General features: G+C 63.0%; 25 protein-coding genes. 14 read left to right on the top strand and 11 right to left on the bottom strand.

Annotated features, from left to right (window positions below; genetic code table 11):
* The first annotated feature begins 65 nt into the window (after positions 1–65).
* From cyoA to ACFQX9_RS26895, 7 genes are read left to right on the top strand one after another with little or no spacing between them, the layout of a single operon-like run.
* Positions 66–1226 (top strand): ubiquinol oxidase subunit II, encoded by a 1161-nt coding sequence (gene cyoA, locus ACFQX9_RS26925; protein WP_377791088.1) that lies wholly within the window; start codon positions 66–68, stop codon positions 1224–1226.
* 11 nt (positions 1227–1237) lie between these two features.
* Positions 1238–3235, top strand: a complete 1998-nt coding sequence (cyoB, locus tag ACFQX9_RS26920; RefSeq protein WP_368509061.1) for a cytochrome o ubiquinol oxidase subunit I — start codon at positions 1238–1240, stop codon at positions 3233–3235.
* Entirely contained in the window at positions 3236–3865 is a 630-nt protein-coding gene (gene cyoC / locus ACFQX9_RS26915) for a cytochrome o ubiquinol oxidase subunit III (RefSeq protein WP_377791087.1), read from the top strand.
* Entirely contained in the window at positions 3862–4248 is a 387-nt protein-coding gene (gene cyoD / locus ACFQX9_RS26910; protein ID WP_018452955.1) for a cytochrome o ubiquinol oxidase subunit IV, read from the top strand. The genes cyoC and cyoD overlap by 4 nt, the downstream gene beginning before the upstream one ends.
* Positions 4245–5105: an SURF1 family protein gene (locus ACFQX9_RS26905; protein WP_377791086.1), complete on the top strand. Its 861-nt coding sequence runs from the start codon at positions 4245–4247 to the stop codon at positions 5103–5105. The genes cyoD and ACFQX9_RS26905 overlap by 4 nt, the downstream gene beginning before the upstream one ends.
* Positions 5077–6456, top strand: a complete 1380-nt coding sequence (locus ACFQX9_RS26900) for an ATP-binding protein (RefSeq protein ID WP_377791085.1) — start codon at positions 5077–5079, stop codon at positions 6454–6456. Before ACFQX9_RS26905 ends, ACFQX9_RS26900 begins: the two co-directional genes overlap by 29 nt.
* Positions 6446–6979, top strand: coding sequence for a response regulator transcription factor (locus ACFQX9_RS26895; protein WP_018452952.1), 534 nt, complete (start codon positions 6446–6448; stop codon positions 6977–6979). Before ACFQX9_RS26900 ends, ACFQX9_RS26895 begins: the two co-directional genes overlap by 11 nt.
* Positions 6980–7016: 37 nt before the next feature.
* Here the strand turns inward: ACFQX9_RS26895 and ACFQX9_RS26890 are convergent, their stop codons facing one another.
* Positions 7017–7727, bottom strand: coding sequence for a glutathione S-transferase family protein (locus ACFQX9_RS26890; RefSeq protein ID WP_204512782.1), 711 nt, complete (start codon positions 7725–7727; stop codon positions 7017–7019).
* A 109-nt stretch (positions 7728–7836) separates the two neighbouring features.
* Here ACFQX9_RS26890 and ACFQX9_RS26885 point away from each other — a divergent pair, with 109 nt between their 5' ends.
* Complete coding sequence (locus tag ACFQX9_RS26885; RefSeq protein ID WP_377791084.1) at positions 7837–8208, top strand: winged helix-turn-helix transcriptional regulator; 372 nt, start codon at positions 7837–7839, stop codon at positions 8206–8208.
* A gap of 135 nt (positions 8209–8343) precedes the next feature.
* Here ACFQX9_RS26885 and ACFQX9_RS26880 read toward each other — a convergent pair whose 3' ends face one another.
* From ACFQX9_RS26880 to ACFQX9_RS26860, 5 genes are all read right to left on the bottom strand, one after another.
* Positions 8344–9168 carry a CarD family transcriptional regulator gene (locus ACFQX9_RS26880; protein WP_018452949.1) on the bottom strand — a complete coding sequence of 275 codons (825 nt, stop codon included), beginning with the start codon at positions 9166–9168 and terminating at the stop codon, positions 8344–8346.
* 343 nt (positions 9169–9511) lie between these two features.
* On the bottom strand, positions 9512–9850 hold the full coding sequence (fdxA, locus tag ACFQX9_RS26875; protein ID WP_018452948.1) for a ferredoxin FdxA: 339 nt from the start codon (positions 9848–9850) through the stop codon (positions 9512–9514).
* A gap of 132 nt (positions 9851–9982) precedes the next feature.
* Positions 9983–10252 carry an RNA-binding S4 domain-containing protein gene (locus ACFQX9_RS26870; protein ID WP_083926310.1) on the bottom strand — a complete coding sequence of 90 codons (270 nt, stop codon included), beginning with the start codon at positions 10250–10252 and terminating at the stop codon, positions 9983–9985.
* Between the two features lie 22 nt (positions 10253–10274).
* Positions 10275–13658, bottom strand: coding sequence for a helicase-related protein (locus ACFQX9_RS26865; protein ID WP_377791083.1), 3384 nt, complete (start codon positions 13656–13658; stop codon positions 10275–10277).
* Between the two features lie 677 nt (positions 13659–14335).
* On the bottom strand, positions 14336–15145 hold the full coding sequence (locus tag ACFQX9_RS26860) for a DUF3108 domain-containing protein (RefSeq protein ID WP_377791120.1): 810 nt from the start codon (positions 15143–15145) through the stop codon (positions 14336–14338).
* Between the two features lie 676 nt (positions 15146–15821).
* Here ACFQX9_RS26860 and rpmB point away from each other — a divergent pair.
* The 3 genes from rpmB to ACFQX9_RS26845 all read left to right on the top strand — a co-directional run bounded on the left by rpmB (position 15822) and on the right by ACFQX9_RS26845 (position 19924).
* Positions 15822–16133 (top strand): 50S ribosomal protein L28, encoded by a 312-nt coding sequence (gene rpmB / locus ACFQX9_RS26855; RefSeq protein ID WP_026232426.1) that lies wholly within the window; start codon positions 15822–15824, stop codon positions 16131–16133.
* A 214-nt stretch (positions 16134–16347) separates the two neighbouring features.
* Positions 16348–18114: an ATP-dependent endonuclease gene (locus tag ACFQX9_RS26850; protein ID WP_377791119.1), complete on the top strand. Its 1767-nt coding sequence runs from the start codon at positions 16348–16350 to the stop codon at positions 18112–18114.
* 4 nt (positions 18115–18118) lie between these two features.
* A complete protein-coding gene (locus ACFQX9_RS26845; RefSeq protein ID WP_377791082.1) occupies positions 18119–19924 on the top strand; it encodes a UvrD-helicase domain-containing protein in 1806 nt (601 codons plus the stop codon).
* 73 nt (positions 19925–19997) lie between these two features.
* On the opposite strand, the gene ACFQX9_RS26840 is transcribed toward ACFQX9_RS26845, so the two are convergent.
* The 3 genes from ACFQX9_RS26840 to ACFQX9_RS26830 all read right to left on the bottom strand — a co-directional run bounded on the left by ACFQX9_RS26840 (position 19998) and on the right by ACFQX9_RS26830 (position 20992).
* Positions 19998–20276 carry a DUF1488 family protein gene (locus ACFQX9_RS26840; RefSeq protein WP_007599254.1) on the bottom strand — a complete coding sequence of 93 codons (279 nt, stop codon included), beginning with the start codon at positions 20274–20276 and terminating at the stop codon, positions 19998–20000.
* A 160-nt stretch (positions 20277–20436) separates the two neighbouring features.
* The gene (locus tag ACFQX9_RS26835; RefSeq protein WP_085351639.1) at positions 20437–20733 is read right to left on the bottom strand and encodes a hypothetical protein; all 297 of its coding nucleotides are present in this window, start codon (positions 20731–20733) and stop codon (positions 20437–20439) included.
* A complete protein-coding gene (locus tag ACFQX9_RS26830) occupies positions 20726–20992 on the bottom strand; it encodes a hypothetical protein (RefSeq protein ID WP_377791081.1) in 267 nt (88 codons plus the stop codon). The genes ACFQX9_RS26835 and ACFQX9_RS26830 overlap by 8 nt, the downstream gene beginning before the upstream one ends.
* 361 nt (positions 20993–21353) lie before the next feature.
* Here ACFQX9_RS26830 and ACFQX9_RS26825 point away from each other — a divergent pair, with 361 nt between their 5' ends.
* The 3 genes from ACFQX9_RS26825 to ACFQX9_RS26815 all read left to right on the top strand — a co-directional run bounded on the left by ACFQX9_RS26825 (position 21354) and on the right by ACFQX9_RS26815 (position 23715).
* Positions 21354–21485, top strand: a complete 132-nt coding sequence (locus ACFQX9_RS26825; protein WP_007599247.1) for a hypothetical protein — start codon at positions 21354–21356, stop codon at positions 21483–21485.
* 294 nt (positions 21486–21779) lie between these two features.
* Positions 21780–23117 (top strand): DUF2235 domain-containing protein, encoded by a 1338-nt coding sequence (locus tag ACFQX9_RS26820; protein ID WP_377791080.1) that lies wholly within the window; start codon positions 21780–21782, stop codon positions 23115–23117.
* Positions 23118–23469: 352 nt separating this feature from the next.
* Positions 23470–23715, top strand: coding sequence for a PilZ domain-containing protein (locus ACFQX9_RS26815; RefSeq protein ID WP_007599245.1), 246 nt, complete (start codon positions 23470–23472; stop codon positions 23713–23715).
* A 243-nt stretch (positions 23716–23958) separates the two neighbouring features.
* On the opposite strand, the gene ACFQX9_RS26810 is transcribed toward ACFQX9_RS26815, so the two are convergent.
* Complete coding sequence (locus ACFQX9_RS26810) at positions 23959–24369, bottom strand: hypothetical protein (protein ID WP_026232425.1); 411 nt, start codon at positions 24367–24369, stop codon at positions 23959–23961.
* 281 nt (positions 24370–24650) lie between these two features.
* Positions 24651–25763: an NADH:flavin oxidoreductase/NADH oxidase gene (locus tag ACFQX9_RS26805; RefSeq protein ID WP_377791079.1), complete on the bottom strand. Its 1113-nt coding sequence runs from the start codon at positions 25761–25763 to the stop codon at positions 24651–24653.
* Positions 25764–25821: the final 58 nt, after the last annotated feature.

Genomic DNA, 25821 nt, shown 5'->3' with positions numbered 1-25821 from the left:
CGGATTGCTGCGCCGCAGCTACCCTTTGGTCCGCAAAAGAAACTCATTCTCATAAGGCTCGGCCCGTGTCCCGTTTCAAGATCCTGGCGCTGCTACCCCTGGCGGTTGCGCTCAGCGGCTGCAACTACGTCGTGCTGGCGCCGGCCGGCGATATCGCAGCGCAACAGCGCGACCTCGTCATCATCTCCACCGTCCTAATGCTCCTGATTGTCGTGCCCGTGATGGCGCTGACGGTGCTGTTCGCCTGGCGCTACCGCCAGTCCAACACCGACGCCCGTTACGAGCCGGAATGGGACCACTCGACCAGCCTCGAGCTGGTGATCTGGTCGGCGCCGCTTCTGATCATTGTTTGCCTTGGCGCGCTGACCTGGATGGGCACGCATCTGCTCGACCCCTATCGCACGCTCGGCCGCATCCATGCCGACCGCGCAGTCGACCAGTCCAAGGCCCCGCTCGAGGTCGACGTCGTGGCGCTCGACTGGAAGTGGCTCTTTATCTATCCGGATTACGGCATCGCCACCGTCAACGATCTGGCAGCTCCGGTCGATCGTCCGATCAACTTCCGCATCACCGCGTCCTCGGTGATGAACTCGTTCTACATCCCCGCGCTGGCCGGCCAGATCTACGCAATGCCGGGCATGGAGACCAAGCTCCACGCCGTCGTGAACCACGCCGGCAGCTATCGGGGCTTTTCGGCGAACTACAGCGGGGCCGGCTTCTCCGGCATGCACTTCAACTTCCAGGGTCTCGACGACAAGGGCTTTGACGCCTGGATCGCCAGCGCCAAGTCCGGCGGCGGCTCGCTCGGCCGCGCCGAATATCTCCAGCTCGAAAAGCCCAGCCAGAACGAGCCGGTGCGGCGCTACGGTACCGTGGATTCCGATCTCTACCGCCTGATCCTCAACATGTGCGTCGAAACCGGCAAGATGTGCCAGAGCGAGATGATGGCGATCGACGCCAAGGGGGGCCTCGGCCATGAGGGTCTGAACAACACCCTGCGGCTGGCCTACGACAAGTACGCGCGCCGCGGCACCGCGCTTGGGCCGGAGCCGACTTTCGTCGCCGGCACCTGCACGCCCGATGCGCCGCAGGGCAGGACCACCGCTTCCATCACGGCACCTGTTGACACCGCGCCGTTGCTCGGCGCCGGCCTGAAGCGGCCGAGTTTCACGCCGCTGAAGTCCTCGTCCTTCTTCCTCGGACAACGTCCGAAGTCAGATTCGTAAAGAGATCCCGCATGTCTCCTGATCTTCTCAAGCTCATCTTCGGCCGGCTCACCTTCGAATCGCTGCCGCTGCACGAGCCGATCGTCGTCGGCACGTTTGCCGTGGTGGCGACCGGCGGCCTCATCATGCTCGCCGGCCTGACCTATTTCCGCGTCTGGGGTTATCTCTGGAGCGAGTGGTTCACCAGCGTCGACCACAAGCGCATCGGCATCATGTACATGATCCTCGGCATCGTGATGCTGCTGCGCGGCTTCGCCGACGCGCTGATGATGCGGTTGCAGCAGGCGCTCGCCTTCGGCGGCTCGGAGGGCTATCTCAACGCCCATCACTACGACCAGGTATTCACCGCCCACGGCGTGATCATGATCTTCTTCGTGGCGATGCCGCTGGTCACCGGCCTGATGAACTTCGTCGTGCCGCTCCAGATCGGCGCGCGCGACGTGTCGTTCCCGTTCCTGAACAATTTCAGCTTCTGGATGACGGTCGGCGGCGCGGTGCTGGTGATGGCCTCGCTGTTCATCGGCGAATTCGCCCGCACCGGCTGGCTCGCTTATCCGCCGCTGTCGAACATCGGCTACAGTCCGGATGTCGGCGTCGACTATTACATATGGGGGCTACAGGTCGCGGGCGTCGGAACGACACTGTCCGGCATCAACCTGATCTGCACCATCGTCAAGCTGCGGTGCCCCGGCATGACCATGATGCGGATGCCGGTGTTCACCTGGACCGCGCTCTGCACCAACGTGCTGATCGTCGCTTCCTTCCCGGTTCTGACCGTCGTGCTCGCGCTGCTCTCGCTCGATCGCTACGTCGGCACCAACTTCTTCACGAACGATTTCGGCGGCAGCCCGATGATGTACGTGAACCTGATCTGGATCTGGGGTCATCCCGAGGTCTACATCCTGGTTCTCCCCGCCTTCGGCATCTTCTCGGAAGTGACATCGACCTTCTCGGGCAAGCGGCTGTTCGGCTACACCTCGATGGTCTACGCCACGGTGGTCATCACCATCCTGTCCTACCTGGTCTGGCTGCACCACTTCTTCACGATGGGGTCGGGCGCCAGCGTCAACTCCTTCTTCGGCATCACCACGATGATCATCTCGATCCCGACGGGCGCGAAGATGTTCAACTGGCTGTTCACGATGTATCGCGGCCGCATCCGCTTCGAGTTGCCGATGATGTGGACGATCGCGTTCATGCTGACCTTCGTGCTCGGCGGCATGACCGGCGTGCTGCTCGCGGTGCCACCGGCCGACTTCGTCCTGCACAACAGCCTGTTCCTGATCGCGCACTTCCACAACGTGATCATCGGCGGCGTCGTGTTCGGCGCGTTCGCCGGTATCGGCTACTGGTTCCCGAAGGCATTCGGCTTCAAGCTCGACCCGTTCTGGGGCAAGCTGTCGTTCTGGTTCTGGGTTACGGGCTTCTACCTCGCTTTCATGCCGCTCTATGTGCTCGGCCTGATGGGCGTGACCCGCCGCCTCCGCGTGTTCGACGACCCGAGCCTGCAGATCTGGTTCATCGTCGCCGGCATTGGCGCCTTCCTGGTCTTCCTTGGCATCCTCTCGATGCTGATGCAGTTCGCCGTCAGCTTCCTCAGGCGCGAGCAGCTCAAGGACGTCACCGGCGATCCCTGGGACGCGCGCACGCTGGAATGGGCGACCTCGTCGCCGCCGCCGGCCTACAACTTCGCCTTCACCCCCGTCGTTCACGACAATGACGCGTGGTGGGACATGAAGAAGCGCGGTTATCAGCGCCCGCTCACCGGGTTCAAGCCGATCCACATGCCGAGCAGCACCGGCACCGGCATCATCCTCGCCGGCTTCGCCACCGCGATGGGATTCGGCCTGATCTGGTACATCTGGTGGCTGGCGGCCGCGAGCTTCATCGCGATGCTCGCCGTCGGCATCGGTCACACCTTCAACTATCACCGCGATTTCGATATTCCGGCCGAGGACGTCATCCGGGCCGAAGACGCGCGCACCAAGCTGCTCGCCGGAGCCAAGTAAATGACTGTCGCTGTCAATCCCACGCAAACCGGCGAGCCGGTCTTCTACCTGGCCGACGAACACCCGCATCCGGAAGGCTACAGCACCTCGCTCGGCTTCTGGATCTATCTGATGAGCGACTGTCTCATCTTCGCGATCCTGTTCGCCACTTTCGGCGTGCTCGGCAGCAATTACGCCGCCGGCCCGGCGCCGAAGGATCTGTTCGAGCTGCCGCTGGTCGCGGTCAACACCTCGATGCTACTGCTGTCGTCGATCACGTATGGTTTTGCCATGCTGACGATGCAGCAGAACAAGATCGCGCAGACCCAGATCTGGCTGGCGATCACCGGCCTGTTCGGAGCCGCATTCATCGGCATCGAGCTGTCCGAGTTCGTCCACACGATCCATGAGGGCGCGACGCCGCAGCGTAGTGCTTTCCTGTCCGCCTTCTTCACCCTGGTCGGCACCCATGGCCTGCACGTCAGCTGTGGCCTGATCTGGCTGGTGACCCTGATGGTGCAGGTCTGGAAGTTCGGCCTGATCGAGGCCAATCGCCGCCGCCTGATGTGCCTGTCGATGTTCTGGCACTTCCTGGACGTGGTCTGGATCGGCGTCTTCACCTTCGTCTATCTCCTGGGAGTTCTGCGATGAACACCGATACTCACGCCGCCCACGCGGACGATCATCATCACGGCGACAGCCACGCCAATGCCCACGGCTCGTTCTCGACCTATATGCTCGGCTTCGTGCTCTCGGTCGTGCTCACCGCGATTCCGTTCTGGCTGGTGATGAGCGGCGCGCTTCCGAGCAAGCAGATCACCGCGCTCGTGATCATGGCCTTTGCGGTCGTGCAGATCGTCGTGCACATGATCTACTTCCTGCACATGAACACGACGTCAGAGAACGGCTGGAGCATGATGGCGCTGATCTTCACCATCGTCATGGTGGTGATCGCCCTGTCGGGTTCGCTGTGGGTGATGAACCACCTCAACAGCAACATGATGCCGATCCACCAGATGACCGGGATGAAATGAACGAGACCCGGACCGTGACGAGCGAGGCAAACGGGACGCGCAGCAACGCAGCGCGCCCGCCCTTGTGGCTCACGATCCTCTCGCTCACGGCCTTTGCGCTTCTGATCGCGCTCGGCGTCTGGCAGATCGAGCGCCGCGCCTGGAAGCTGGCGCTGATCGATCGCGTCGAGCAGCGCGTTCATGCCCCGGCCCAGCCGATCCCCTCGCCGGCGGCATGGCCGACCGTCTCCGCCGCGAACGACGAATACAGGCACGTCAGCGTCTCCGGCCATTTCCTGCATGACCGCGAGACCCTGGTTCAGGCCGTCACCGAAGAAGGCCCGGGCTATTGGGTGCTGACGCCGCTCAGGCGCGACGACGGCACGCTGGTCCTGGTCAACCGCGGCTTCGTGCCGCCCGAGCGGCGCGACGCCTCGACGCGCCGGGACGGCAATCCGCAAGGCCAGGTCGAGATCACCGGCCTGTTGCGCGTGACGGAGCCAAAAGGCGGATTCCTCAGGACCAACGTGCCTGAGCACAATCGCTGGTACTCGCGGGATGTCGCCGCGATTGCGGCGGCACGCGGCCTCGACCACGTCGCGCCCTTCTTCGTCGATGCCGACGCTCGATCACAATCCGGCAACGGCCCAATCGGCGGATTGACCGTGATCAGCTTTCCCAATAACCACCTGATCTACGCGCTGACGTGGTTTGCCCTGGCGTTCATGCTGGCCGGCAGACTTTTCGTCACATTCGGCGGCGGGCTGTTCCGCCGCAAGGAGCCCTGGAGCGGCTTCGTCCACGAAGCGGCCGGCGGCCCAGATGCTGTCGCCCGCAGGACGGGATCAGATGCTGGAACGATCGGCGAGCCCACCTGACGACGGACGAACGCATGGCGCCGTCACGCTGCAATCGCAGGCGGACGCGCGCAGCGAGCTGATCGGCACAGCGCCAACCGACGACGAGACCAACCGCAAGAACATGGCGCTGCTGATCCAGCTGCGCTGGACCGCAGTGGTCGGCCAGATCGTGACCATCGGCGGCGTGCATGTGTGGCTCGGCATTCCCCTGCCCCTCACCCGCATGGGGGCGGTAATCGGCGCCCTGATATTTCTCAACATCTCCAGCCTGGTCTGGGTGCGCCATCGCGCCGCGATCACCAACAATGAGTTGCTGGTCGCCCTGATGCTGGACGTCGCCGCGCTGACCGCGCAGCTTTACCTCAGCGGCGGCGCCACCAATCCCTTCACCTCGCTGTTCCTGCTCCAGGTGACGCTGGGCGCGGTGCTGCTCGATGGCCGCTCGACTTGGTCGCTGGTCGCCTTGACCTGCGCGAGCTTCGTCTGGCTGACCGTCGCCTACCGGCCGCTCGATCTGCCGCCGAACCCGCTGAGCGAGACCTACACGCTCACGGTTGCAGGCATGCTGCTGGGCTTCGTGCTCAACGCCGTGCTGCTGGTGGTGTTCGTCACCCGCATCAACAGGAATTTGCGCGAGCGCGACGCGCATCTGGCGGCGCTGCGCCAGCATGCCGCGGAGCAGGATCATATCGTGCGCATGGGCCTGCTCGCCTCCGGCGCGGCTCACGAACTCGGCACGCCGCTCGCCTCACTCTCGGTCATCCTCGGCGACTGGCGCCGCATGCCCGACCTCGCCGCCGATCAGGAGCTGGCCGAGGACCTCGCGGAGATGGAGACCTCGTTGCAGCGCTGCAAGTCCATCGTGACAGGCATCCTCGTGTCGGCGGGCGAGGCCCGCGGCGAAGGATCGTCGCCGACGACGGTTGCGGCTTTCGTCACCGCGCTCGTGGAAGAGTGGCGGGACGCGCGCTCGGCGCGCACGTTGTATTTCGTCAACACTTTCGGCGAAGACGTCGCAATCGTCTCGGACGTCGCGCTGAAGCAGGTGATCTTCAACGTGCTCGACAACGCCTACGAGGTCTCGCGCGACTGGGTCGAGCTCGTTGCCGGGCGCGAGGGCGATCATCTCGTGCTGTCGATCAGCGATCGCGGCCCCGGCTTTGCGCCGGAGATGCTGGCACAGCTCGGAAAGCCCTATCAATCGAGCAAGGGCCGCGCCGGCGGCGGGCTCGGCCTGTTCCTGGTGGTGAACGTGGTGCGCAAGCTAGGGGGCAGCGTGACCGCCGAGAACCACAGGAAGCGCGGCGCCACGGTCCGCCTCACGCTGCCGCTCGCAACGCTCGCGATCGGAGGCAGCTTTGACGCCTGATCGTTCGCTCGTCGTCGTCGAGGACGATGCCGGCTTCGCCCGCACCCTGAAGCGTTCGTTCGAGCGCCGCGACTACGAGGTCGTGCTCGCCGCCTCGATCGAGGACGTGCGGAAAGTCCTGGAGGAGCGATCGTTCGGCTATGCCGTCGTCGACCTCAAGCTCGGCGGCGCCTCGGGACTGGCCTGCGTGGAGCTCTTGCACACGCACGATCCGGAGATGCTGATCGTGGTGCTGACGGGCTTTGCCAGCATCTCCACCGCCGTCGAGGCCATCAAGCTCGGCGCATGCCACTATCTGGCAAAGCCGTCGAACACCGACGACATCGAGGCCGCCTTCAACAAGGCCGCAGGCAATGCCGAGGTCGCGCTCGACGCCCGGCCGACATCGATCAAGACGCTGGAGTGGGAACGCATCCACCAGACCCTGATCGAAACCGATTTCAACATCTCGGAAGCCGCAAGGCGGCTCGGGATGCATCGGCGGACGCTGGCGCGGAAGCTCGAGAAGCGGCCGGTGAAGTGAGGAGGAGCGGATCGAAGCCGCTCCTCCTCTCCACTGGTTAGGCTTGCTTGCCATATCGCGCGATGACGTCGGCCAGGGCGGTGTGGCCTGCGCAGGATCCTGTTCCCGGATCATTGCTGCCGCTCTCCACGGCGGTGGCGTAGATGACCCCGGGATCGGCCTCGAGTTGTTGGCGCAGCGCGGCCAGCTTTGGCCAGCGGCTCCTGTCCGCGACAGCGTGGAAGTCGAGCCAGCGCGCCACACCTGCCAGCAAGGCGTCCGCGAGGGTCGGCCGGTCGGCGAGCAGGAACCTTGCCGGCTCGATCATGCCTTCGAGCTTGTCGTGGCGTTCGATCACCTTTCTCCTTCCGAACTCCCGCAAGGCCGAACGCATGGCGTCGTCCATCGCCACGCCTTCCATTGCGACCCAAAGCGGCGCGAAGGCGCCGGTAAAGCCGGTATTCACGAACGCCATCAGCTGGTGCATGCGATCGGCTTGCGGCGACAACGGATCAAAGCTGATGCGCCGTTCGGTATCCCTGGCTTCGAGCCAAGCCGCGATCGCCATGGTTTCCGTCAGCACATCGCCCTGGTCCGTGATGAGTGCAGGTGTCTCGTGTCGCGGATTGATCCTGGCGTATGACGGGCTCAGCATCTCGCCCAGCATGTCGACGCGACACAGGCGATATGGCCTGCCAAGCCATTCAAGAGCTGCAACGAGCCCCATGGAGCTTCCCATCGGGAAGCCGTAGAGTAGGATTGGATCCATCGATCTATTCTCCGTGATTTCTGATGATCACGCTGCGCAGCGGTCCCGAACCCTAGTCGCTCGCTCCATCAAGTAAATTGCGAACATTTTTGTAACCTGGAGTCCGCCGATGAAAGACCTCGTTTCGAGATGTCCCATCGAGGAAGTGATGCAGATCCTGAGCGGCCGGTGGCCTACGCTTCTGATCTACTATTTGAAACAGGGCACCAAACGGTTCAGCGACTTGCGTCGGGACAATCCGACCATCTCGCACAGGATGCTCGCCCTCGAGCTTCGCAAGCTGGAGGACGCCGGTATCGTGACCCGCACGGAATTCGACGGATACCCGTTGAGGGTCGAGTACGATCTGACCGCCGCCGGCCACACCTTGGTGCCGTTGATCGATGCGTTGGGCGCCTGGTGGTGGACGGTTGCGACTGATGCGCGCGGAGACGACCGCGAGACCGGGCGCGGCGCTTCGGGAAGCGCATCGCGGGTTTGATCCTGCTCAGGACCGCATAGGCTCAAAGCAATTCCGCCCGCTGACGTCCCCGAACCGGGGCGGTCAGCGTCTCCAAAACAAAAAGCCCGGCCGTAAGGCCGGGCTTTGATCTGTTGCGTTCGACGCGCGAGACGCTTACGCGGCCTCGTCGGCGACCGTGGCGCCGCCCTCGGTCTCGTCGCTATCGCCCTCGGCGTCCGCATCGGCCTCGCCTTCGGCGGCTTCGGACTTGGCGCCAGTGCGGCGCGGGCTCTTGGCGAGCTGGGCCTCGATCTCCTTGACCGCTTCGGTCTCGGTCGAGTGCTGCACCACCGCGATCTCGCGGGAGAGACGGTCGAGCGCTGCTTCATAGAGCTGGCGTTCGCTGTAGGACTGCTCGGGCTGCGACTCGGAGCGATAGAGGTCGCGCACGACTTCCGCGATCGCGACGATGTCGCCCGAATTGATCTTCGCTTCGTATTCCTGGGCGCGGCGCGACCACATGGTGCGCTTGACGCGGGCACGGCCCTTGAGGGTCTCGAGCGCACGCTTCACCAGCGCGGGGTCGGAGAGCTTGCGCATGCCGACATTGGCGACCTTGGCGGTCGGCACGCGCAGCGTCATCTTGTCCTTGATGAAGTTGATGACGAACAGCTCGAGCTTCGCGCCGGCGATCTCCTGCTCCTCGATGGCCAGAATCTGGCCGACGCCGTGAGCGGGATAGACGACGAATTCGTTGGCCTTGAAGCCCTGACGCTGGGTCACAACCTTCTTTTCCTCGACCTTCGGCGCAACAGCCGCGGGCTTCACGGCCGGCTTGGCGGCAGCAACAGGGGCCTTGGCAGGAGCAGCAGCAACAGGAGCCTTTGCGGCGGGCTTGGCAGCGGGAGCCTTGGCAACAGCGGGCTTGGCGGCAGGCTTGGCGGCAACAGGCTTGGCAACGGTCGCTTTCGCGGCCGGCTTGGCAGTCTTGTTAGGCATTGCGCTTCTTTTGTTCTTCGAGGACTTTGCAGCCGGCGCCTTCGTCGCGGTCCGACCCTTGGATGCGCTACGGCTGGCCGCGGCGACTTTCTTGGCGTCCTTATGGGAAGCCTTCGCTGAAGTACTCTTTTTACGCGTTTTCTGTGACACAGCCTGCGCGCGGAAACTGCCACGCCCCTGTTCGACATTTGGTTTCACGGGAACCCAAGGGGCCGACGGGGCTAACCAGGGTTCGGCTCAATGTGCCCAATATAGCACATTTCCCGCAAAAATCAATGATTTAGGGGTGTTAAGGGCTGGTTTTCGGCGGTAAGGCCGCTAATAGGGTTAAGTTTGGCCCGAATTAGTCGCCGGAGCCGGGGTTCGGCGAGAAATACTTGTCGAACTTGCCCTCCATGCCGTCGAAATCCTTGGCGTCGTCGGGTGATTCTTTCTTCTGGGTGATGTTCGGCCAGCTCTTGGCGTAGTCGGCGTTGACCGTGAGCCACTTTTCCAGGCCCGGTTCCGTGTCCGGCTTGATGGCATCGGCGGGGCATTCCGGCTCGCACACGCCGCAGTCGATGCACTCGTCAGGATGGATGACGAGCATGTTCTCGCCCTCATAGAAACAGTCGACCGGGCAGACCTCGACGCAGTCGGTGTACTTGCACTTGATGCACGCTTCAGTGACGACGTAAGTCATCCAACGCTCCGAAAAGCTCTTTTAAAAGTCGCGGCTTGCGTAGCGCGGATGGCCCGGCGCCGCAAGCTCAGGAACGGCCGATCATGACGGCTTTATGCGCTTGATCGACCAAGAAATGAATTCAAAGCGCAATTAATTGCGCTGAGAACTTGGCGGGCCTTCACCGAGCTCTTCGTAGAGCACACGGGCCGAGGCGGCGTCGCCGCGGCGCTCGTTGAAGGCGATGACTTTCAAGACGCGCACGGTGCGATCGAGCGCGATGGTGAGCACGTCGCCGATCTTGATCGCATGCCCCGGCGATTTCTCGCGTGCGCCGTTGACGCGAACATGGCCGGACTCGACAAGCGCGGCCGCGGAGGTGCGCGCCTTCACCACCCGCGCGTGCCACAGCCATTTGTCGATGCGCTGCCGCTCGGTCGTGGGCTCACTCCTTACGCCCGGACAGCTGCTCCTTCAGCGCAGCGAGCTTCGCGAACGGCGAGTTCGGATCGACCGGACGATCGCGCTCGCGCGGGGTGGCGCTCGATGCGTAGGGACGCAGCGACGGTCCGCCCTGGCGGTCGCGGCCCTTGTCGCGGTCGCGGCCGAACTTGCCCTTGTTGCGGTCCTTGTTGTCGCGGTCCTTGTTGCCGCCATTTTTGCCCTCGAAGCGGCGGTTCTTGTCGTCGCGGCCCTCGGGACGCGGCGCAGCTTCGGCGCTACCTTCTCGCGGCTTGCGGAAGTCCCTGCCACCATCTCGACGATGACCGCCGCCATGGCGATGGCGCTCACCGCGCTTCTCGCCGTCGGCGGCAGGCTGGGCTTCGCCTTCGGCAGGCGCAGCGCCGGCTTCAGCGGCCGCCTGTGGACGCGGCTGGTGATGACGCTGGTTGCGATGGCGCTCGTGGCGCGGCTTGCGATCATCGTGACGGCCCGCGGGACGCCAGACCTCGATGAGCTCGGGCTCGGCGGGCGTCGCCGCGGCTTCCACGGGCGCTGCCGCATCGGCCGACGCAGTGGCTTCAGTTGCAGCGGTCTCTGCAGGCGCGGTTTCGGCAGGTGCGGTTTCGACAGCTTCAGCGGGGGCAACAGGCTCTTCCGCAGGTGGCGCGATGCCGGGAGCGTCTTCCGGCGTGACGGAAGCTTCGAGCGCCGGCTCGTCATGCGCGGGCTCGTCGTGTTGCTCCATCCCGGGCGCGTCTTCGACGGTCACAGGCTCGGCGGCGGCTTCGATTGCGGTGTCAGCGGGCGCTGCGGCGTCTTCGACCGGCGTTTCGGTTGCGGGCGTCTCTTCGCTAGATGCTTCAGCAACAGGCGCGTCAGCAATAGGCGTCTCGACAACAGCCGCGGCGGGCTTCGCCGGCAGCGGCGGGCGCTTGTCCATGCGATAGCCGAGCGCACGCAGCACGGAGGCAAAGTCTTCGCCGGCGGAGCCGGTGAGCGAGGTCATCGCCTGCGTCACCACAAAGCTGCGGCCGTCGAATGCCCCGGCGGGCTTTTCGCCAGACGCGTTCTCGCGCCAGGCCAGCGCCGGACGGATCAGATCGGCCAGGCGCTCGAGGATATCGACGCGCACGGCGCGCTCGCCGGCCTGCTTGTAGCCGAGCACGCGATAGGCGTCGCGCGGCAGCTGCTTGTCGACCGGGAACGAGGTGCGGCCCGAGCTCGCCAGATGCTGCGCGCCCGACAGCGCGGAGGGATCGACATTGTCCTGCTTCAGCGCCCAGAGCAGCGCGGCCAGCGCACGCCCGGCCGGCTTGAGCAGGCCGGGGAAATAGAGGTGATAGGCGCCGAAGCGGACGCCGTATTTGCGCAAGGTCGCGCGCGACGGCTGGTCGAGATCCTTCAGCTCGTTGGCGATCTTCGGGCGCTCCAGCACGCCGAGCGCCTCGACGAGCTGATAGGCGATGCCGCGGGCGATGCCGGTGACGTCCTCGGCCTTGCTGAGCTCGAACAGCGGGCCGAGCAGCTTTTCGATATGCGTCTTGAGCCAGAGCTCAAGCCGGGCCTGCACCTTGTCGCGGGGGGCGCCCGTGAGGCGTTCGTCGGAGATGATGCGGATGCGCGGATGCAGCGCTTCCTCTGCGGCAGACAGCCGCGCCACGGCGTCGCCGGTCCAGCGGATGATGCCTTCCGAGGTCAGCACGAACTGCTCGTCCGGCGCATTGCCCAGTTTTTCGGCGCGCGCGTTGATCTCGCCGGCGAGCACGGCCTGCGCTGCAGCCTGCAACGCTTTCGCATCGGAGCCGGCTTCCGCCGCATCCGGTGCAAAGGTGAAGCCATCGAGGCGGCCGATGACATGGCCTTCGACGATGACTTCGCCGGTCTTGCCGATTTCCGTATTCAAGCTCGTGTTCTCCCGCAGGCGGCGCATCAATACACTGGTCCGGCGATCAACGAAACGCTCAGTCAAGCGTTCATGGAGCGCATCCGATAATTTATTTTCGACCTCGCGGGCGATCCCCTGCCAGCGTTCGGGGTCTTTCAGCCAGTCGGGGCGGTTGGCGACGAAGGTCCAGGTGCGAATCTGCGCGATCCGGGCCGACAGCGTGTCGATATCGCCGTCGACGCGGTCGGCCTGGTCGATCTGGGTCCTGAACCAGGCGTCGGGGATGCATCCCTTCCGCATCAGGAAGCCGTAGAGCGTCGTCACCAGCTCGGCATGGGCGGCCGGCGACAGCTTTCGATAATCCGGGACCTGGCAGGCCTCCCACAGCCGTTCCACCGCATCCTTGCCATGCGCGACATCGCGCACTTCGGCGTCGCGGGCGGCGTGGTCGAGCACGCGCATGTCCTCGGCGATCGGCGCACGCGTCAGCGCGTCGTGGCCGGGGGCGAGGTTCAGCGAGACCTGGAGCGCGCCGAGGGAAGCGAAATCCAGCTTCGAATTGCGCCATTGCAAAACCTTCACGGGATCGAAGGTGTGATTCTGCAGCGCATTGACGAGCTCGGGCTCGAACGGCGCGCAGCGGCCGGTGGTGCCGAAGGTGCCGTTGCGGGTGGCGCGGCCGGCGCGGCCGGCGATCTGGGCGAATTCGGACGGCGTCAGGCGGCGGAACTGGTAGCCGTCGTACTTGCGGTCGGAGGCAAAGGCGACGTGGTCGACGTCGAGATTGAGGCCCATGCCGACGGCGTCGGTGGCGACGAGGTAATCGACCTCGCCGTTCTGGAACATCGCGACCTGCGCGTTGCGGGTGCGCGGCGACAGCGAACCCAGCACCACGGCGGCGCCGCCATGCTGGCGGCGGATCAGCTCGGCGATGGCGTAGACCTCGTCGGCCGAGAAGGCGACGATGGCGGTGCGGCGCGGCTGCCGCGTGATCTTGCGATCACCCGCGAATTCCAGCTGCGACAGGCGCGGCCGCGTGATCATGGAGACGCCCGGCAGCAGCCGCTCGATGATCGGGCGCATGGTCGCAGCGCCGAGCAGCAGCGTCTCGTCGCGGCCGCGGCGATTGAGGATGCGATCGGTGAAGACGTGGCCGCGTTCGAGATCAGACGCGATCTGCACCTCGTCGACGGCAAGGAACGAGACGTCGAGATCCCGCGGCATCGCCTCGACGGTCGAGACCCAGTAGCGCGGCGCTTTCGGCTTGATCTTCTCCTCGCCGGTCACAAGCGCGACGGCGTCGGGGCCGACCCTTGCTGCGATCTTGTTGTAGACCTCGCGCGCGAGCAGGCGCAGCGGCAGCCCGATCATGCCCGAGGGATGCGCGAGCATCCGCTCGATGGCGAGATGGGTCTTGCCGGTGTTGGTGGGACCAAGCACCGCAGTGACGCCGGCGCCGGGAAGCCGCTCGGAAGCGAAGGGGGAGGAGGAAAAAGGCATCTGGGGGATTAGGTAATGGCGATTGGGGCGAATGTCAGTGCTGTTTTGGGGCGGTGGCGCGAAGGGCTCGCCTCACACGCTGCTGTCCTCGCCCGGCTCGACCGGGCGATCCAGTATTCCAGAGGCGGCGCAGATCAAACCGAGAGGGCGCGGCGCACTGGATGCCCCGGTCAAGCCGGGGCATGACGGCGGAGAATGCGGCGCCCCTTCCCAGATCCCGCGCAACTGTCTCACTTTGCGACGCTTTTCCCGTTGGCTTTAAGCTTCGGAACGAGTTGAGAACGAATCGCGGCCGAATCGCTGACTCCCCCTTGAGTCCTGTTCCGTTCTCGCAAGATGTCGCGGGAGGCTTGTGGGTTCGCACTAGATGGAGTTTTGCTCCGCCGCACAAGCGACGTTTCGGTAGCGGATTCGTTAAAGCTGGGGACGGCGCGGAGTCGAATCAGAATCGGGGAGGAGTCAAATGGATTCCCGGTTCTCGACCCCCTCCAAACAAAAAGCGCGAAAACAACCCCATGCACAGTAGGGATGTTGTTGAAATCATTGATGTTTATTTTCACCAAAAGGGAGGTCCGTAGCCCGCATGGAGCGGAGCGCAATGCGGGGGCCGAAGCAAAGAACCCCGGATTACGCTGCGCTCCATCCGGGCTACGGCAGCGGGGCTACGGCACCCAGCCCTACTGCGTCTTCGCGACCTTGGGCGGCTGGGCGCTGGTGATGAAGCTGGTCGCTTCCAGCATGGCCGGCCCGAGCGGCGTCGGCACTTTCAGCCAGAACGGGACCAGGATGCGCGTGCCCGCGATCGGCGCGAACGCGACCTCGATGTTGCGCTGGGCGGCGAGATATTTGATCACGGGACGGTCGGGGATGTAGCCGGCGATGGGCACGAAATACAGCGAGCAGACCACCACCTGGCCGTGATAGCCCTTCTCCGCCTTCACGTTCTCCATGCGCTTGAAATCGAGCTTGAGCTCGTAGCGCATGCGGCCGTCGAACACGGCGGCGCTGCCGTGGCAGGCGTCCGGCGACAGCACCTCGCCGCTGCCTGAGACGCGCACCAGCGAGGCCGTCATCGGGTCCCAGACGCCGCGGCGATGCGCGTCGGTGACGACGATGCGGTCGGGATCGACCGGCGGCTCCGGCAGGATGGCAAAATCCTTCACATTGCCCTTGTCGAGCGTGATGCGGATCTCTTCGGTCTTCTTCGAGGTGGTGGTGGAGGCCTGATAGCCGGTCGCGACCAGCGCGCCGTTGACCACGCGGCCCTGCGAGGCGCCGGTGCCGGACCCGCCCGCGAAGGATTTTAGAAGCCCCGAGGTGCCGCCGGAGGCCGCGGCCGCGAACACGTCGTCTTGGATGTCGATATTCCAGGCGCCCTTGCCGACCGGAATGCCCGCCAGCGTCGCCTCATATTGCGCCTCGAGCTTGCCCTGCGCCGCCGCGGGCTCCGCCGCCCACGCCAAGACCAGCCCGCCAAGGGCCGCCATGACCCAGCGGCCGGCAGCGCGCGGATTCCTCGCGCGCCGCTCCGCTGAGCGCAGGCCGGGCGCAAGATGAGGCGTTGTGAGCACGAAACAATCCAATCGGGGCGCGAACGGTTGTTACTTAAGCCAAATACCGCGCCAAGCAATGCGTCCGGGCCTGTCGGCGTCCGGAACTCCACCGGACTCTTCGGGCGCGAATACGCCCTTTATGTGATGGTAAGGCGCGATAATCATTGCCGTTTTGGTGATCGAGGCGGGTCAGAACCGCGCACCTCACCCCGCCACCTCCACCGCCGTCATGCCCCGGCTTGACCGGGGCATCCAGTACGCCGCGGCCCCTCTGGTCAGCCGTACCGTCTCGGAGTACTGGATCGCCCGGTCCCGGCTCCGCCAAGGCTACGCCGAGGCCCACACGGGTGCTCGGCCCGCCGAAGCTTCAGCGAAGGCGGCAAGCCGGGCGATGACACCGAATGCCGGGCGATGACACCGCATTATGCCGCTCGAGATCCCGGTTTCGCGCTCTCGCGCGCCCCGGGACGACGGGCCAAAAACGGCTCGTCGCCTTGACGTCCCGCCGCTTCCCCCCTATACGTCCGCCCGCTCCCTGCAAGGACAGAGATTTGCCCGTGGCGCCCCGAATGGCGGCCGCACATCGTTGGGAAAGATTGAGGATTTTGCCATGTCTCGCCGCTGCGAATTGACGGCCAAGGGCCCCCAGGTCGGCCACACGGTCAGCCACTCCAACATCAAGACCAAGCGCCGCTTCCTGCCGAACCTGGTCAACGTGACCTTCATCAGCGAAGCGCTGGGCCGCAACGTGCGCCTGCGCGTCTCCACCAACGCGATCAAGAGCGTCGACCACAATGGCGGCCTCGATCCCTTCCTGCTCAAGGCCAAGGCCGCCGTGCTGTCGCCCCGCGCCCTCGAGCTGAAGCGCGCCATCCAGAAGAAGGTCGGCCCGACCCCCGCGCCGGAGAAGAAGGCGAGCTAAGAATTTTCGGATTGGGCGAGGGCTTGCGTCGCGAGGCGTAGGTTTAGCTGGAAGAGTTTTGCGAGACGGCCGGATCGGAAGATCCGGCCGTTTTTGTTTGTGCGATGCAAGAAGCTTTTCTCACTGAACTCTAACAAGAAGATGGATTGCTTTTAGCGAGTGATCAGACAACCATGACGTGCATTAAGACTAAGCGCTGTTGTCCGAGGTTATTTTGAAGATCAGCCACCTTTCCATCGAAAATTTTCGAGGTATCCGCGCCGCTTCTGTGCTCCTTCCAGATCACGCGGTTCTCATAGGTGACAATAACGTCGGCAAGTCGACGCTTCTGGAAGCGCTCGATTTGGTCATGGGACCAGACCGCCTCTCGCGACAATCCCCCATTGATGAACACGACTTTCATCTTGGTCAGTATTTGGCAGGCGGTGCGCGTCCTGATGGTTCAGAGACTACGCCGCGAATAATTGTAGAAGCAACCGTCACCGGGCTTTCCGAAGAACAGCAGATACACTTTCGAGATTACATCGAGTGGTGGGACGTCTTGAAACACGCGATGTCAGATGTATCTGATCCCGCCGAGCTTGATCTGTCCGCTACTATTCCTGCCTTACGCGTCACGTTCATCGGGAGCTACAATCCCCAGGAGGACGACTTTGAAGGGAAGACTTATTACACCCGAACAATAGATGAAAATGAAAAGCCGGAGCATTTTACAAAGTCGGACAAGCAGAAGTGTGGATTTCTATATCTACGATCGCTTCGTACGGGCGCGAGGGCCCTTAGCCTTGAGCGCGGAAGTCTCCTCGACATAATTCTTCGCCTTAAAGAAATACGACCAAAGATGTGGGAAACCACTCTTTCTGAATTGTCAAACTTCGATGTAGCAAGCGCCCCCGAGCTAGGTATCTCTGGTGTCCTAAGCAGCATTGATAGAGCACTAAAAAAGTATGTCCCTCGTGAGTGGGGCATCCAACCTCATCTCAGGGTCTCGGCTCTTACGCGAAGACATCTGCGGGAAGTGATTACCGCGTTTATCGATACCGGAACAGGCTCGTATTCTGCGCCCTACTTTCGCCAAGGCACGGGCACCATCAACCTGCTGCTCCTTGCCATGTTGTCGCAGATTGCGGAAGACAAGCAGAACGTGATTTTTGCGATGGAAGAGCCGGAAACCGCAATCCCTCCATATGCACAAAAACGCATTGTGCATGAACTGCGAAAGCTTTCCGCGCAGACACTTTTCACATCGCATTCTCCGTACGTTCTGGAAGAGTTTGCCATCGAAGAAACGGTGGTTCTGAGCCGATCCTCAACAGGGAAAATGCTCCAATCGACAGTAACCCTGCCCGAGAGCATCAAGCTCAAGAGGTATCGACAGCAATTCCGCACTCGCTTCTGTGAGAGTCTTCTGGCTCGACGCGTGCTCGTAGCCGAAGGCGCAACCGAGGCGACTGCACTCTCGTCTGCAGCACGACGACTGAGTGAACTAAACCCTCAAAGTTACTCATCTCTCGAAGCTCTCGGCATTTCAGTCCTTGATGCAGGATCGGAAACACAGATTGTCGATTTAGCCCGCCTATATGCAAAGCTCGACAAAGAAGTATTCGCCTTTTGCGACAAACAGTCTGATGACAGCAAAACTGCGATTGAAGCAGTAGTGAAGACTCTCTTTATGCATGATGAGACAGGCATGGAGAACCTTGTGCTCAAGAACACTTCTCAATCCGCGCTAAAACGATTTGCATCAGGATTAGACTGGCCCCCGCACATCAAAGCGAAGCATCCCAACTGGAAGGATGACCCGCTAGCTGCCCTTGCAGAATTCTTTGGATCCGCCAAGGGAAACTGGGGGCTCGCTGATTATCTCGCTCAATGCTCCGAGACTGAGATGCCCCAGTGGATACGTGATGTTTGCACCTCGCTGAAACAGTCGTGTGAACCTGTCATTTCGTCTCCGCACTCCGAAAAAATTCCGAAATAGGGTCGTGGTAGATCTCACAAAAACGCAGAAGGAAATCTTAGGCACAGCTGGCCCTCTATTGATCCGTGGCGGACCAGGTTCGGGCAAGACGACGATCGCAATCCTGAAGGCTGCCCAGCAGTCTACAGTTCTAAGGCCAGCTCAACGCATCCTCTTCCTTAGCTTCGCAAGGGCTACCGTAGCCCGAATAATCGAAACTATCGAGGAAGAAGGAGTTTCACCAACAGCGAAGCAAAGGATAGAGGTTGACACCTATCATGCATTCTTCTGGCGTATATTGAGAACGCACGGGTACCTCGTTGGATTGCCAAGGCGCGTAACTCTAGTCACGCCCCCGAACGAAGCCATTGCTCTAGCTGCTACTCGGCGCAAGTACAAATCAAACTCGAAATTGTCAGAAGATGAACGAAAGAGGAAGCGTCAGTCCGAGGACGTTGAACGAATACGTCTCGCCCAGCAGGAGGGGCGAATTTGCTTTGACGTCTTCGCGCACTTCGTAGGCGCGCTCGTGAAGGACTCAAAGAAAATTCGGTCAATGATCGCGACCGCATTCCCAATAATCATTCTGGACGAATTCCAAGATACTACGGCCGACCAATGGAGCGTTCTGAAGGCTATAGGCAAGCACAACACATTAATTGCCCTAGCCGATCCTGAACAACGAATTTTTGAATTCGCAGGTGCTGAAGAAAAGCGGCTTCAGCAGTTCAGAGACACATTTCATCCAAACGAGTTTGATCTGAAATCGGACAATCACCGGAGCAAAGGCACGGACATCGCAAAATTTGGAAACGATTTGCTCAAGGGACACTTCAGTCAGGATCGTTATGTGGGCATTCAATTTTCGGGGTTTGAGCCGAATGCCAACCAGGCATTGGCCACATTGCGCGGACATACGTTACAGGCAAGACAAAGACGCCTAAAGGCAGGCAAGAAGAATTGGACGGTGGCGATTCTAGTTCCAACAAAACGAATGACTCGGCAAATATCCGAATCTCTTCGCGAGCCTACATCAAAAATGCCGTCGATATCTCATACGGCCGCCGTCGACATGGACGGCCCTATACTCGCCGCGGAGACGATTGCCTGCCTGCTCCAACAAGAAGCCGACACAGGCCTTAAAGATTGCATCGAACTATTGTGTGCATTCTATCGGGGACGCGATGGAGACGACCCCGGTAAAGGAAACCTTGCGGAAGCTGACGCGATCGAAAAGGCCTATCAGAAGCGTAACAAAGCGAAGGCTTGGTCAGCTAACAGCGTCGTTCAGGCGATACGCCGCACTGTAGATGAGGTCCAGTCGCAGCCACTCTCGGGAGACCCAGACAAAGACTGGATAAAGCTAAGAATGTTGCTTGACGAATGCGACTGCCCGCGCCTTAGGGAGATTGCCGAGGAGGCTCGCAGTATTCGGATGTTAGAGCGAGGCCAGGTATTGCGTCAGTCATTGTCCCAAGACTGGCGTGCCCATGGCAAATACCAGAATGCACTAGCTATCGTCAGACAAGCTTTCGTTCAGGAACACTTTGCGACTGCCGGCCGCCCCGAGCGCGGAGTGATCATCATGAATATGCATAAGGCCAAAGGTAAACAATTTGATGAAGTCATCATCTTTGAAGGCTGGCCTCGGCTCGCCGGACGCAAGATCGTTTCGAATCCAGATCGGATAGTACGCAACAACGTCACCAGCACCAATATCGGTCAAGATCGTCAGAATCTTCGCGTCAGCGTAACCCGCGCCAGATTTCAGACGACAATCCTAACGCCTAACGGCGATCCTTGCGTCCTTCTGATGAATAGGAAGCCCTAGCTGCACTAGCGATAAACGCGCGGCGTCAGAAGATACCAAGAGTGGGTCGTGCAGACCCTTTATGTGGCTCCCCCTACCCCCGAAAATCAATGCTCCGCAGCACGATCCCCGGCGGGGTGCCTTCGAACTCCGTCGCCTGATATTTGCGTCCGGTGCAGGCTTCGATGCGTTCGCGCAGGCGCGTGAACTGCTCTTCCCGCTCGCTCGGCCTGGCGCGCGGGCCGCGCTCGAGGTCATCCATCGCGGAGGTCGAGATCGCGCAGGCGATCTCCTTACTGCCGTCCTGCATCGAGAACTGGACGATGCCGCGGTCCTGGTCGTGGGCGATGAAGCGGCTGGTGGTGAGCGTCATGGGGTGTTCCTTTTGCGGCCGCGCGTCGTGCCTTGCGCGCGATTGCGCACGGGGGGCGCCGGTCGGCGTTGTCGAAGCAGGCTGTGGCACAAGCGTGCACAACAAGTCGCTTCGGTGGTTATGGGTCCTGGCTTTCGCCAGGACGACGAGTGGCTCGCCTTCAGCCGTCGCCGTTCAATCTTGCGAAATCGTCGAACAGCGCGGCCACCAGCGCGCGGTGGCGGGTGTCCTCGCTGGGCAGGCTCGCAGCATAGAGGTTGAGCAGATGGCGGGCCTTCACGGCGGCCTCCGGCCAGGAGGTGGCGGGCACCGACATCATGCGGTTTTCGAGCTCGGCCTCGCGCTCGCGCAGCTCCCTGACTTGGGCCTCGACATCGGCCAGCGCGCGGCGCAGATCGGTTGCCTTCTGGGCGGCCATGCCGCGGTGGCTGTCGAGATCGACCGGAATTTCAGTCATTGGCGGCACTCGCGTCGATACGTTGGGCATCCGCAAGGTCGACCGAGCCGATCGACAGCATCTCCGTCGCACCGCGCACGCCTTCGGAGGGCACCGTGATCATGGTGGCGACGCGGCGATAGGACGCGAAGGACAGGCCCTCGATCATCTCCTCGTCGGTGACGACCTCATAGGCGCCGGCCGGCAACTGGCGCTCGAGGCCGCGGATGTGGAATGGATGCTTGAAGGTGATGGTTTCTCGCCGCGAGCGGATGGTCATGCGCGCCTGCCTTTCGCAAAGAAGGGGCCCCAACCGACACCAGCTATGGCGGACCATGCGCTTGTTACCCGGCAATAGCCAGCATTATGTCAGCGTGGGCCGGGACTTAAGCGGCAAGCGCGGCGCTCGCACGCGGCGTTTTAGTTCTCGCAATCGGCAGGACGCGGGCGTACGCTCGACCACGTCAGCGCAGCTCACGCAATTGCCGCGCGTCGATGTTGCGCTGCATCTTTCGCGCCTCGTGTGCGCAGCGGCGATCTTTCAATGGCTCGGGCGGACGCATCTCGTCGTCATGCCCAGCGACCATTGCAGCGCCGATCTCGCACGCGGACGAACTCGAAACCCAGGAGGAGACGACGTCATGGCCAAGGGACAGCAACGCAGCAACCGCGAGACCAAGAAGCCGAAGAAAGACAAGATCAAGACCAGCGCCGCAGCGCCGAGCCGCAAGGATGCCGCCTGGCAGCCGGAGATCGGCCAGAAGAAGAAGTAGGGGGCGGGCGCTGTTTTCCCTTCTCCCCTTGTGGGAGAAGGTGGCATAGGCGGCCTTCGGCCGCCGTTCTTGAAAACGCCGATGCTTCGCATCGGCGTTGGCGCCGGATGAGGGGTCTGTCTCCGGGAGTTCTGACGCGAGAGATTCGCACGCGGAGAGTGACCCCTCACCCGTCTCGCCGCTTCGCGGCGATCCACCCTCTCCCACAAGGGGAGAGGGGAAGAAGCGTCATCTCCCTCTCCCCGCCCTTTTCCGCTATACTCGCCCGGGTAGCATCAGCGGGAGGGGCATCCTGTGGATCACGAGCGTAACGCCGACCACACATCCGAGCCGAAAAATCTCGTCATCTGCTGTGACGGCACCGGCAACGAGATCTCGGAGAATATCTCCAACGTCCTGAAGCTCTATCGCTGCCTGCGCAAAACCGACAAGACGCGGCCGCGGCAGCTGGTGTTCTACGATCCCGGGGTCGGCACGGTGACGGAGCCCTCGACGTGGCACCGCTGGAAAGCCAACGTCAATCTGGTGCTGGGGCTCGCCACCGGCTACGGGCTCGATGACAACACGCTCTCGGCCTATTGCTTCCTGGTCGAGCACTACGCGCCGGGCGACAGGATCTATCTGTTTGGCTTCTCGCGCGGCGCCTACACGGTTCGCGTGCTGGCGGGGCTGATCCACAAGATCGGCCTGATCTCGCCGGAGCAGGCCAACCTCGCAGGCAGTGGCCTCGTCGCCTACAAGCAATATTCCGGCACCGGGCGCGGCAACGATGTCAGCGACCTCGTCGATGAGGGTTTTGACGACAGCGGGCCGCTGCCGAAAAACAAGTTCGATCTCGCCGCCCAGTTCGCACGCATTACTTCGTCGCGCTGGCCGACCATCCACTTCATCGGCGTCTGGGACACGGTGGCGAGCGTGATCGTGCCGCGCGCCGACCGGGGCTATCTGCCGAGCTTCGAGGAGCTCGCCTTCACGCTGCGCAATCCCAGCGTCAACATCTTCCGCCAGGCGATCGCGATCGACGAGCGGCGCTGCATGTTCCGCCTCAAGGCGTATGAGGAGCCGCAGGAGTACTGGCGCAACCGCTTCGTGCCCGACGACAAGAAGGAGCCGCAGGACATTTTGCAGGTGTGGTTCGCCGGCGTGCATTGCGACGTCGGTGGCGGCTATCCGGAAGTCGAGAGCGGCGAGTCCAAATATCCGCTGCTCTGGATGATCGAGGAGGCGACCAAGGCGGGGCTGAACTTCAACCCGCGCACGGTGAACCAGCTCGCCTGGGGCATCCAGCGCAAGAACTCGCCGTTCCAATACGTGCCGCCGGCTTACACCGGCAAGACCGGCGAGCTGCATGATTCGATGACGGTGCCCTGGCGCGTGCTGGAGTATCTGCCGAAGAGCGCCAAGTACCGGGAATGGCCGGCGCGGAAGGTGTTTCTCGGGCTCTACATCCCCGATTGCGAGCCGCGCCTCATCCCCGTGGGCGCGCATGTGCATGAGAGCGTGGTGAAGCGGATGGCGGTGGAGCCGGGCTATCGGCCGGTGAATTTGCCGAAGGAGTATGTGACGGTGCCGATGCCGCTGCCGCCGGGTGTGGGCATGGTGGCGGAGTCGGGGGAGATCGTGGTGGGGTGAGGGCCTTCCCTTCTCCCCCTGTGGGAGAAGGTGGCATAGGCGGTCTTCGGCCGCCGTTCTTGAAAACGCCGATGCTTCGCATCGGCTATGGCGCCGGATGAGGGGTTGTCGCCGCGAACGCGAAAGCTTCGTATGCCGTGCGAGACCCCTCACCCGTCTCGCCACTTCGTGGCGATCCACCCTCTCCCACTAGGGGAGAGGGGGAAGCCTTCCCACCCCGCTACCGCCGCTTTCTCCATTCGCCGACACTTTTCATTAAAATTCTCCAGCCCGCCTTAGCCGGATCGAATCAACTCCTTGGCATCATCTCCCGATCACCCGCGCCATCCGCGGAAATTGGAGGAGAGTGCCAATGCATCCGCGACGACACGCCCGCGTCAAACCCGCGGGCCTCGTGTCCCGCCAGGCCAAGATCATCACCGACCCGCGCGCGCCGGTGATCCCCTGCACGCTGATCGACTATTCGCCGGGCGGCGCCTGCGTCGATCTCGGCGGCCAGGTGAAGATTCCCGATCGCTTCGAGCTGCTGCATGTGAACACGAAAAAACGCTGCCGCGTGGCGTGGAAGCGCGGCACGAAGGTGGGCGTGGTGTTTTGACTCCTTCCAGCTGCTGAACAAGGCCGCGCTCCACACTCCGCTCGGCTCCCTCCCCCCTTGTGGGGGAGGGTTGGGGAGAGGGGTGGCCCAGCAAAAGGTGTTAGTTACGTGCGAAGCGATGCAACAGAGTGTCGCTTCATTCGACAGAGCACGCCGTGTGGCTACCCCTCTCCCTAGCCCTCCCCCACAAGGGGGGAGGGAACGCAGTGTACTTGCGGCGCGATCTCTCCCAACACAACAAATTCACGGCTTCCGCATCCGCGCCTTTGCGCCCGCGACGATCTGCATCGCGACGCCGGCGATCCAGCCGAACAGAGCGAACCAACTCCAGGCGATGTGCGGATCGAGGCGGAGCACGATGATGGCGACGGAGGCGAGTGCGGTGAGCGTGGCGCAGAGCGTGCCGGCCGCGCTCAACAGTTCCGCGGCGTCGATGTCGCCATGGGCCTCGTCGAAAGGCAGCTGAGGTGTGTCGATGCCGAGATAGAAGCCGACGAAGCCCAGCACCATCATCAGCAGCAGGAAGCCCTCGGTGGTGAGCGCGGGGATCGCGGATCCCACATAAGCGCCGACAAACAGCCCGCACGCCGCGCCCGCCATCGCAAGGCCCACGCGCTCGATGACGTGGGCAGCTTTTCGAACACGAAATCGCATGGCGGGCCTCCGCGAGGCGTTGGACGCACGCGAGGTTAGGCCAGATTTGGGTGGGGTGGAAGCTGAGAGGGTTTACGGATGCGTGAGGCGGAACGGCACGGGACCAAAAGGTACGCGGAGCAACGACCTTGGCGTGTGTCGCATGGCTGCCTCCCCATCCTCATGGCGAGCGCAGCGAAGCAATCCAGGCTCTTTCCGCGGACACAGCCTGGATTGCTTCGTCGCAAGGGCTCCTCGCAATGACGAGTTTGCGGCGCGGTCCTCGCGCCACACTCGCCCCCTCACCGCGCCCCGAACGTCGTCTTGCCGAACAGCGCCTTCTGGGTCGAGGGCTGCGAGCGCCAGTATTGCGGCGGGGCTTCGACCTCGCCGCCGAGTTCGGCTGCGGCGTGCCAGGCCCAGCGCGGGTCGTAGAGCAAGCCGCGGGCGAGCGCGACCATGTCGGCCTTGCCGGATGCGACGATCTCTTCGGCCTGCTTCGGCTCGGTGATCAGGCCGACGGCGATGGTAGGCAAACCGGTCTCGCGCTTGATGGCCTCTGCAAACTGCACCTGATAGCCGGGGCCGAGTGCGATCTTCTGCAGCGGCGAGACGCCGCCGGAGGAGGCATCGATCCAGTCGACGCCGCGCGCCTTCAGCGCGTTGGCGAATTCAAGCGTCTGCGCCAGGTCCCAGCCGCCCTCGACCCAGTCAGTCGACGACACCCGCATGCCGACCGGCTTGTCGTGCGGGAATACGGCGCGGACCGCGTCGTAGACCTCCAGCGGGAAGCGCATGCGGTTCTCGAGCGAGCCGCCATATTCGTCGGTGCGCCTGTTCGAGATCGGCGACAGGAATTGATGCAGGAGATAGCCGTGCGCGCCGTGCAGCTCGATCGCGTCAATGCCGATGCGATCGGCGCGCTTGGCGGCATCGACGAAGGCCTCGCGGATGCGCTTGAGGCCCGCGGCATCGAGCGCCAGCGGCGCGGCCTCGCCCTCCTTGTGCGGCAGCGCCGACGGCGCCACGGTCTGCCAGCCGCCCGCGTCCTGCGGAATCAGCTGGCCGCCGTCCCAGGGCCGCGCGCTGCTGGCTTTCCGGCCGGCATGCGCGAGCTGCATCGCCACCGCGGTCGAGGAATGTTTCCGCACCGAGATGAGGATCTGCTTCAGCGCGGCCTCGGCGGCATCGCTGTAGAGCCCGAGGCAGCCCGGCGTGATGCGGCCGATCGCCTCGACATGGGTCGCCTCGATGCAGAACATCGCGGCGCCCGACAGGCTGAGATTGTTGATGTGGGTGAAGTGCCAGTCGGTGGGGACGCCGTCCTCGGCCGAATATTGGCACATCGGCGACACCACGACGCGGTTCTTCAAAGTCAGGCCGCGCAGCTTGATCGGGGAAAACAGGGCGCTCATGCGGGGGAGTTCCGAAGGGATAGAGGGCGATGCAGGGGAGTGTAGTGGGCGATGCGCC

It is taken from the genome of Bradyrhizobium sp. GCM10028915 (assembly GCF_042666195.1).
Lineage (GTDB): Bacteria > Pseudomonadota > Alphaproteobacteria > Rhizobiales > Xanthobacteraceae > Bradyrhizobium > Bradyrhizobium canariense_D.
The sequence above is the reverse complement of the archived record's forward strand: the minus strand, read 5'-3'. Positions and strand labels throughout refer to the sequence as shown.

What these genes read in the sequence shown, in the direction of transcription:
- cyoB (WP_368509061.1), top strand. Translation starts at nt 1,238, where the DNA reads ATGTCTCCTGATCTTCTCAAGCTCATCTTCGGCCGGCTCACCTTCGAA.
- cyoC (WP_377791087.1), top strand. Translation starts at nt 3,236, where the DNA reads ATGACTGTCGCTGTCAATCCCACGCAAACCGGCGAGCCGGTCTTCTAC.
- cyoD (WP_018452955.1), top strand. Translation starts at nt 3,862, where the DNA reads ATGAACACCGATACTCACGCCGCCCACGCGGACGATCATCATCACGGC.
- ACFQX9_RS26905 (WP_377791086.1), top strand. Translation starts at nt 4,245, where the DNA reads ATGAACGAGACCCGGACCGTGACGAGCGAGGCAAACGGGACGCGCAGC.
- ACFQX9_RS26900 (WP_377791085.1), top strand. Translation starts at nt 5,077, where the DNA reads ATGCTGGAACGATCGGCGAGCCCACCTGACGACGGACGAACGCATGGC.
- ACFQX9_RS26890 (WP_204512782.1), bottom strand. Translation starts at nt 7,727, where the DNA reads ATGGATCCAATCCTACTCTACGGCTTCCCGATGGGAAGCTCCATGGGG.
- ACFQX9_RS26885 (WP_377791084.1), top strand. Translation starts at nt 7,837, where the DNA reads ATGAAAGACCTCGTTTCGAGATGTCCCATCGAGGAAGTGATGCAGATC.
- ACFQX9_RS26880 (WP_018452949.1), bottom strand. Translation starts at nt 9,168, where the DNA reads ATGCCTAACAAGACTGCCAAGCCGGCCGCGAAAGCGACCGTTGCCAAG.
- fdxA (WP_018452948.1), bottom strand. Translation starts at nt 9,850, where the DNA reads ATGACTTACGTCGTCACTGAAGCGTGCATCAAGTGCAAGTACACCGAC.
- ACFQX9_RS26865 (WP_377791083.1), bottom strand. Translation starts at nt 13,658, where the DNA reads ATGCCTTTTTCCTCCTCCCCCTTCGCTTCCGAGCGGCTTCCCGGCGCC.
- ACFQX9_RS26860 (WP_377791120.1), bottom strand. Translation starts at nt 15,145, where the DNA reads ATGGCGGCCCTTGGCGGGCTGGTCTTGGCGTGGGCGGCGGAGCCCGCG.
- rpmB (WP_026232426.1), top strand. Translation starts at nt 15,822, where the DNA reads ATGTCTCGCCGCTGCGAATTGACGGCCAAGGGCCCCCAGGTCGGCCAC.
- ACFQX9_RS26840 (WP_007599254.1), bottom strand. Translation starts at nt 20,276, where the DNA reads ATGACGCTCACCACCAGCCGCTTCATCGCCCACGACCAGGACCGCGGC.
- ACFQX9_RS26835 (WP_085351639.1), bottom strand. Translation starts at nt 20,733, where the DNA reads ATGACTGAAATTCCGGTCGATCTCGACAGCCACCGCGGCATGGCCGCC.
- ACFQX9_RS26830 (WP_377791081.1), bottom strand. Translation starts at nt 20,992, where the DNA reads ATGACCATCCGCTCGCGGCGAGAAACCATCACCTTCAAGCATCCATTC.
- ACFQX9_RS26825 (WP_007599247.1), top strand. Translation starts at nt 21,354, where the DNA reads ATGGCCAAGGGACAGCAACGCAGCAACCGCGAGACCAAGAAGCCGAAG.
- ACFQX9_RS26815 (WP_007599245.1), top strand. Translation starts at nt 23,470, where the DNA reads ATGCATCCGCGACGACACGCCCGCGTCAAACCCGCGGGCCTCGTGTCC.
- ACFQX9_RS26810 (WP_026232425.1), bottom strand. Translation starts at nt 24,369, where the DNA reads ATGCGATTTCGTGTTCGAAAAGCTGCCCACGTCATCGAGCGCGTGGGC.
- ACFQX9_RS26805 (WP_377791079.1), bottom strand. Translation starts at nt 25,763, where the DNA reads ATGAGCGCCCTGTTTTCCCCGATCAAGCTGCGCGGCCTGACTTTGAAG.